The sequence below is a fragment of the Nostocoides australiense Ben110 genome (assembly GCF_001050535.1).
GTDB classification, from domain to species: Bacteria; Actinomycetota; Actinomycetes; order Actinomycetales; family Dermatophilaceae; genus Nostocoides_A; species Nostocoides_A australiense.
On the sequence record NZ_HG764815.1, the window covers coordinates 2,857,159 to 2,863,179 of the forward strand.

Genomic DNA, 6,021 nt, shown 5'->3' on the forward strand with positions numbered 1-6,021 from the left:
CGAGCGGAGAACTTCGTGGGGTGACTCAGAGCCAGCCGGAGCGACGGAACGCCCGATAGAGCAGCAGGCAGACCGTGAACATGATGGCCAGGGCGAAGGCGTAGCCGAAGCGCCAGCCCAGCTCCGGCATGTGCTCGAAGTTCATGCCATAGATCCCGGCGATCATCGTCGGCATCGCCGCGATCGCGACCCATGCGGAGATCTTGCGCATGTCCTCGTTCTGGCGCACGCCGACCCGCGCCAGGTAGGCGTGCAGGACATCCGTGAGTAGCCGTTCATACGACTCGATGTGGTCGATCGACTGCGACAGGTGGTCGAGGACGTCGCGATAGAGCAGGCGAATTTCGCTGTCCGCCATGGTGCTTGCCGGGCTGAAGTGCACGGAGATGGCCTTGTGCAGCGGCACCGCTGCCCGTTTGAATTCGAGCACCTCACGCTTGAGGTTGTAGACCGTCTGCGAATGCACCGACCGGTCACCGGCGAAGACCGCCTCCTCGATGGTCTCGAGGTCCTTGGCCAACTCATCGTCGATGGCCGTGTAGCCGTCTACCACCTGGTCGATCACGGCGTGCAAGGCGCCCTGCGGGCCGAGCGCGAGCATCTCCGGGTCGGCCTCCAGCCGGTGACGCACGCCCTGCAGCGCCGCCGCCTCCCCGTGCCGGATCGTCAGCAGGAAGCGGTCGCCGACGAACGCCATGACCTCGCCCGTCTCGACATCCGAGGTCTCCTCGACGTAGCGCAGGGTCTTCAGGACCACGAAGGTGGTCCCGTCATAGCGCTCGATCTTGGCGCGCTGGTTGCCTTTCATGACGTCCTCGACGGCGAGCGGGTGCAGGTCGAGTTCCTCTCGCACCAGTTCGAACTCCGCGTCCGTGGGGTTCTTCAGGCCGATCCACAAGAAGTCGGGACGGTCGCTCGCGCCGCGCAACGCCGCGAGTTCGTCGCTGAGGTCCCCGCAGGGCTGCCGCACCCCGTCGACATACTTCGCCTGATCCACGATCACGGGCCCATTGTCATACTTGCCGCGTGCCTACACTCCTGTTGATCCGCCATGGACGCACGACCCCCCCGCCAACGCCGCGGGCACGCTCGCGGGCTGGTCGCCGGGCATCGGCCTGGACGAGGTGGGCCGCGATCAGGCGGCACGGCTGGCCGAGCGCCTCGCAGCGCTGCCGGTATGCCGCGTCGTCGCCTCCCCGCTGCAGCGCACCCTGGAGACGGCGGCACCGCTCGCCGCCGCGTGGGGTCTCGAGGTCGTGCAGGACGAGGGCGTGGGGGAGTGCCGGTATGGCGCGTGGACCGGTCGGCCGCTGAAGGACCTCGCGCAGGAGGAGCTGTGGAAGGTCATCCAGCGCGCCCCCTCGGCGGCGGTCTTCCCCGCCGGGGACGACTACCCGCACGAGAGCCTGGCGGCGATGTCGGCCCGCGCCGTCGAGACGGTGCGCCGCGCTGACGCGGACGTGCTCGCGGCATACGGCCCGACGGCGGTGTGGGCAGCGGTCAGCCACGGCGACGTGATCAAGGCGATCGTGGCCGACGCCCTGGGGATGCACCTCGACCAGTTCCAGCGGATCGTCGTCGACCCGGCGTCGGTGAGTGTCATCCGGTATCCCGTCGGACAGGCAATGGTGTTGGGCGTCAACGGATCCGGGACCGACCTCGAGGGGATCGTGCCGACGCGGCAGGAGGCGCAGAGCGACGAGGGGCAGGTCGGTGGGGGAGCCGGGTCAGGCGGCGGGCAGCCGCAGGGTGAAGACGCACCCTGACCCGTCCGGCAGGTTCGCGGCGTCGACGTCCCCGCCGTGGGACCGGGCGATCTCGCGCGTGATGGCCAGCCCGAGCCCCATGCCGGCGATGCCGCTCGTGCGGGCGGCGTCGGCCCGCCAGCCCGGCTCGAAGACATGGGCGAGGTCGGCTTCCGGTACGCCGCCGCACCCGTCCGCCACGAGAACCTGCGCCGGGGACTGCACGCTGATGAGGACGCGCCCGCCGGGTGGAGTGTGTTGCACGGCGTTGCGCAGCAGGTTCGTCACCGCCCGGGTGAGGGCAGCCGTGTCGACGGTGACGCGCACGTCGGTGAGGGCGCCCGGCGTCAACTCCACCCGCGCCGCCTCGGCGAGGGGCCGGACGCAGGCCGCGGCGTCGGAGACCAGATCGGACAGGTGCACCGCCTCGCGCCGCACGGCCGCGGACATCTCGCCCTGGAGTCGGGACAGTTCGGCGATATCGGCGACCATGTCGTCGAGCCGGTCGCTCTCGCGGAGGATGCCGTCGAGCGCCGCGGCGACCGGTGTCGCCCCGGATTCCTTCTCCCGCAATGATTCCGCCAGGACTCGGATGCCGGACAGCGGGGTGCGCAGGTCGTGACCGAGCCACCGGATCAGCTCCCGTCGGTCGGCCTCGACGCTGGCGGCCCGATCCCGCTCGGCGCGTTCCGCCGCGGCCGTTCGCTCCTGCACGAAAATGCGCCGGGCCACGGCCGCGCCGACAAGGACCGCCATCGGCGCACCGGCCAACAGCACGAAGATCAGGGTCCGGTAGTCGTGGATGCCGATCGCCATGGCGCGCGTTGCGGCCGCCACTCCCGCCGCCAGCGAGATGACGACGACGAGGGGTGCCGCCAAGGCCGCCCACGCGGCCCGGCGCCGGCTGACGGTCAGCAGGACCAGGGCGCCGAGGAGCGCGACGACGCCCGTGACCGCCGCGGAGATGGCGATCGCCGAGCCGGCGGGACTCACGCAGGATCCCAGCGATAGCCGCGCCCGAACACCGTCACGAGCCGGACCGGTGCGCCCGGATCCGGCTCGACCTTCTCCCGCAGTCGTCGCACATGCACCGTCACCGTGGAGGCGTCGCCGTACTCCCAGCCCCAGACGTTGGCCATCAGCTCCTCGCGCGCCCACGCGCGAGCGGGATGTCCGATGAACCAGGCGAGCAGATCGAACTCTCGCGCGGTCAGGGGCAGCGGATCCTCACGACGCAACGCCGTGCGCGCCGCCAGGTCGAGACGCAGGTCGCCGTCGACCAGTTCCCGCCGGGCGGGTTCGGGTGCCGGCGGGGCCGACCGGCGCAGCACCGAACGGATCCGAAGGTCCAACTCGCGCAGCGAAAACGGTTTGGTGACATAGTCATCCGCCCCGAGCGCCAGGCCCTGGACACGTTCGTGCTCCTGGCTCCGCGCGGTGACCATGATGACCGGCAGATCGGCGCGCATGGCTCGCAGGTGGCGGCACAGATCCAGGCCTGGCGTGCCCGGCAGCATCAGGTCGAGCAGCACGAGGTCGGCGGGCGACTGCGCATACGACGCCAGCGCGCCGTCGCCGTCGGCCACCGCCGCCACCTCGTGACCGGCGTCGCGCAAGTAGCTCGCCGTCGTCTCCCGGACGGTCTCGTCGTCCTCGACCAGCAACAAGCGCACCACGGCCCCAAGAGTAGGGCGCTGACGCGCGCGAGCCCGCCCGCGGCATACCGGCCGTAAGGCGCTGTTAAGAACTCTCTCGCGGGTTAGGGTCGGGGTATGAGCCTTGCGCAGTACGACCCGCCGGAGCGCTTCGTCGCCGGCACCGTCGGCCCGCCGGGCAATCGCACCTTCTTCCTCCAGGCCCGCGAGGGCATTCGCATCACGACCGTGTCGGTCGAGAAAGTGCACATTCAGGCCATCGCCGACCGGATCAGCGACCTGCTCGAGGCCACCGCGTCGCTGCCCACGCAGACCCCGGACGCCGACAACGAGCCGCTCGAGACACCCTTCGAGGACGAGTTCCGCGTCACGACGATGTCGCTGGCGTGGGACACCGACCGGGATGTCGTCGTCCTGGAGTGCCACGATCGCGACCCCGACGGCGACGAGGAGGAGCAGGCGCAGGCGCGGGCCGCGGGGCTGCCCGCCGACATCCAGTCGATGCGCGTGATCCTCAGCTCGCCGATGGCGGCCGAGTTCGTGCGCCGTTGCAAGGCGCTGGTGTCCGCCGGCCGGCCGCCGTGCCCCTTCTGCGGGGGGCCGCTCGACGCGACCGGGCACATCTGCCCCCGGGCGAACGGCTACCGGCGCTGAGCGAGGACCCGCTCACCACGGCCGAGCTGCACGTCATCGGCCAGCTCACCGATGCCTCCAACGCGACATGGCTCACCCGGCTCGGTGACCCGGAGCGCGGCCCGCTCGCGGTCTACAAACCCGTGGCGGGGGAGCGGCCGCTGTGGGACTTCCCCGACGGCACGCTCGCGGCCCGGGAGCGGGCGGCATACCTCGTGAGCGAACTGGGTGGCTGGCACGTCATACCCCGGACCGTCCTGCGCGACGGGCCGGCGGGCCCGGGCATGGTGCAGGAGTGGATCGGCAGCATCGAGAGCGAGAACGAGGGCGTCATCCACCTCATCAGGATCGGCAGCGATCCCGCGGGACTGCGGCCGGTGCTGCGTGCCACGGACGATCGCGGTATGCCGGTGTTGCTCGCGCACGAGGACACCGCGGACGTGCGCTCCCTCGCCGTCCTCGACGCGGTGCTCAACAACACCGACCGCAAGGGTGCCCACGCCTTCCGCTGCGCGGGGCAGCTGTATGCCGTCGATCACGGCGTGACCTTCCACCACGAGCCCAAACTGCGCACGGTCCTGTGGGGATGGGGCGGCAAACGCCTGCCCGAGAACGAGATCCAGCGCCTGCGGTCCCTGTTGATCGCCCTCGTCGAGCCGGGGGAGCAGGCGGAGGAGATCCGCTCCCACCTGACCGTCCGCGAACACGAGGCACTGCTGGCGCGCGTCGATCACCTGATCGGCACCGGCCGCCACCCCCGCCCCGACGGTGAGTGGCACGCCATCCCCTGGCCACCGATCTAGACCCCTCCGCATACAGTTGGCCCGTGAAGACGTGGCCCGAGGTGACCCTGCCCGCCATCCCCGGAACTGGACGCCCGCTGCGCGTGCACGACACCGCCTCCGACGCATTGGTGACGATCGAGGGCAGCGACGGCGTGGCGCGGCTGTATGTCTGTGGCATCACGCCGTACGACGCCACCCACTTGGGCCACGCCGCTACCTATGTCACCTTCGACCTGCTCAACCGCGCGATGCGCGACAGCGGTCTGCAGGTGCGTTACGTCCAGAACGTCACCGACGTCGACGACCCGCTGCTCGAGCGCGCCGCCCGCGACAACCGCGACTGGCGGGAGCTCGCCGGCGCCGAGATCGGCCTCTTCCGCGAGGACATGACCGCCCTCGGCGTCCTGCCCCCCGACGAACTCGTCGGCGTCGTCGAATCCATCGACGAGATCGCCCAAGCCGTGCGGCAGCTCGTGGCGGCCGGGGCGGCATACGACCTGCCGAACGACGGGCTCGACTCCGGCGACATCTACCTCGACCTGACCCGGCTGGACGAGTTCAACGACGTCAGCGGTTTCTCCCGCGACCAGATGATGGAGGTCATCGTCGACCGGGGCGGCGACCCGGACCGCCCGGGCAAACGCGACCCCCTCGACCCGCTGCTCTGGCGTGCCGAGCGGGCCGGGGAGCCCGCGTGGCACGTCGACGGCCTGCCCGCCGGCCGCCCCGGGTGGCACATCGAGTGCACCGCGATCGCGCGCGACCATCTCGGCCTGCCGATCGACATCCAGGGTGGTGGAGTGGACCTGGTCTTCCCGCACCACGACATGTCGGCGACCCAGGCGTGTGCGGTCGGCGAGCACTTCGCGCGCGCCTTCGTCCACCAGGCGATGGTCGGCCTGCACGGCGAGAAGATGAGCAAGTCCAAGGGCAACCTCGTGCTCGTCTCGCGCCTGCGCGCGGACGGGGTGGACCCGATGGCGATCCGGCTGCTGCTGCTCGCGCAGCGATACGACACGCCGTGGGACTACACCGACGACCTCCTCGAAGCCGCCACCGCGCGGCTGGCCACCTGGCGCGCGGCGCTCTCGGTCAACGAGGCCCCGGACAGCGCGCCGGTGATCGCCGCGGTCCGGGACGCGCTCGCGGACAATCTCGACACGCCCGCCGCGCTGGCCGCGGTCGATGCGTGGGCGTCGGCCG

7 protein-coding genes are annotated in these 6,021 nt (G+C 71.1%); 4 read left to right on the top strand and 3 right to left on the bottom strand.

Translation table 11 applies throughout. The features are described 5' to 3' along the window. Positions 1-25: 25 nt before the first annotated feature. Positions 26-1,003, bottom strand: coding sequence for a magnesium/cobalt transporter CorA (gene corA, locus BN11_RS13740; protein WP_048698548.1), 978 nt, complete (start codon positions 1,001-1,003; stop codon positions 26-28). Positions 1,004-1,019: 16 nt separating this feature from the next. Here corA and BN11_RS13745 point away from each other — a divergent pair, with 16 nt between their 5' ends. Beyond that, positions 1,020-1,766, top strand: a complete 747-nt coding sequence (locus BN11_RS13745) for an MSMEG_4193 family putative phosphomutase (protein WP_327152867.1) — start codon at positions 1,020-1,022, stop codon at positions 1,764-1,766. Here BN11_RS13745 and BN11_RS13750 read toward each other — a convergent pair. Both BN11_RS13750 and BN11_RS13755 read right to left on the bottom strand, forming a co-directional pair. Further along, positions 1,728-2,738 (bottom strand): sensor histidine kinase, encoded by a 1,011-nt coding sequence (locus BN11_RS13750; protein ID WP_048698550.1) that lies wholly within the window; start codon positions 2,736-2,738, stop codon positions 1,728-1,730. The genes BN11_RS13745 and BN11_RS13750 overlap by 39 nt on opposite strands. Continuing rightward, a complete protein-coding gene (locus BN11_RS13755) occupies positions 2,735-3,421 on the bottom strand; it encodes a response regulator transcription factor (protein WP_048698552.1) in 687 nt (228 codons plus the stop codon). Before BN11_RS13755 ends, BN11_RS13750 begins: the two co-directional genes overlap by 4 nt. Positions 3,422-3,517: 96 nt before the next feature. Here BN11_RS13755 and BN11_RS13760 point away from each other — a divergent pair, with 96 nt between their 5' ends. The 3 genes from BN11_RS13760 to mshC form a co-directional block, all read left to right on the top strand. Further along, on the top strand, positions 3,518-4,054 hold the full coding sequence (locus tag BN11_RS13760) for a DUF3090 domain-containing protein (RefSeq protein WP_048698555.1): 537 nt from the start codon (positions 3,518-3,520) through the stop codon (positions 4,052-4,054). Beyond that, positions 3,982-4,836 carry an SCO1664 family protein gene (locus BN11_RS13765; RefSeq protein ID WP_235435477.1) on the top strand — a complete coding sequence of 285 codons (855 nt, stop codon included), beginning with the start codon at positions 3,982-3,984 and terminating at the stop codon, positions 4,834-4,836. The genes BN11_RS13760 and BN11_RS13765 overlap by 73 nt, the downstream gene beginning before the upstream one ends. A gap of 23 nt (positions 4,837-4,859) precedes the next feature. Further along, on the top strand, positions 4,860-6,021 hold a 1,162-nt coding region (gene mshC, locus BN11_RS13770; RefSeq protein ID WP_053084109.1), incomplete at its 3' end, for a cysteine--1-D-myo-inosityl 2-amino-2-deoxy-alpha-D-glucopyranoside ligase.

Bases quoted from the DNA above. Each gene is read 5' to 3' on its own strand.
- BN11_RS13760 (WP_048698555.1), top strand. From the start codon at position 3,518: ATGAGCCTTGCGCAGTACGACCCGCCGGAGCGCTTCGTCGCCGGCACC.